General features: G+C 48.6%; 1 protein-coding gene. It reads right to left on the bottom strand.

Annotated elements, in window-relative coordinates; all coding sequences use genetic code 11:
• Window positions 1–881: malate dehydrogenase (gene mdh, locus R7044_RS24610; protein ID WP_225455922.1), on the bottom strand; the 881-nt coding region annotated here is incomplete at its 3' end.
• Window positions 882–884 lie beyond the last annotated feature (3 nt).

Genomic DNA, 884 nt, shown 5'->3' with positions numbered 1-884 from the left:
CCATCTAGTGCCGCTTTTTCGAAGTCGCTCAATTCGCCGTAGCTTAGTACTTCTTCTACGCCTTCTTTACCCAACTTCACTGGTTGTGCAAAGTAAGGAGCGTGCTCGCTATCACCTTCAACGTAAGCACACTCAACAACGCCTTCTTCACCTTGAAGAGCTCGTACAAGTGCTAGACCGAAACGACAAGCCGCTTGGCCCATAGAAAGTGTCGCACTACCGCCACCCGCTTTTGCTTCAACAACTTCTGTGCCCGCGTTTTGAATACGCTTAGTCAGAGCTTCTACTTCTTCAGCTGTAAACTCCACACCTTCTACTTGAGAAAGAAGAGGAAGAATTGTCACGCCAGAGTGACCACCGATAACTGGTACACGAATGTCGCTAGGATCTTTGCCTTTTAGCTCAGCAACAAACGTTTCTGAACGGATCACGTCTAGTGTGGTAATACCGAATAGGCGACGCTTGTCGTAAACGCCCGCTTTCTTTAGAACTTCAGCAGCGATTGGCACTGTTGTGTTCACTGGGTTAGTGATGATACCTACACATGCTTTAGGACAAACAACCGCAATCTTTTCAGCGAGTGATTTCACAATACCAGCGTTTACATTGAACAGATCCGCACGATCCATGCCCGGCTTACGAGCAACACCCGCAGAGATAAGAACTACATCTGCACCTTCTAGCGCAGGAGTTGGATCTTCACCAGCGTAACCTTTGATCGATACTGGTGTTGGGATGTGGCTAAGATCTGCTGCTACGCCAGGCGTAACTGGAGCAATATCGTATAGGGCTAAATCAGAACCAGCAGGAAGACGGTTCTTAAGCAGAAGGGCAAGGGCTTGACCGATGCCACCAGCGGCACCAATAACGGCTACTTTCATGTA

The sequence above is a fragment of the Vibrio sp. 1402 genome (assembly GCF_033340275.1).
Note: the sequence above shows the minus strand (reverse complement) of the source record. Positions and strands in the feature narration are given on the sequence as shown.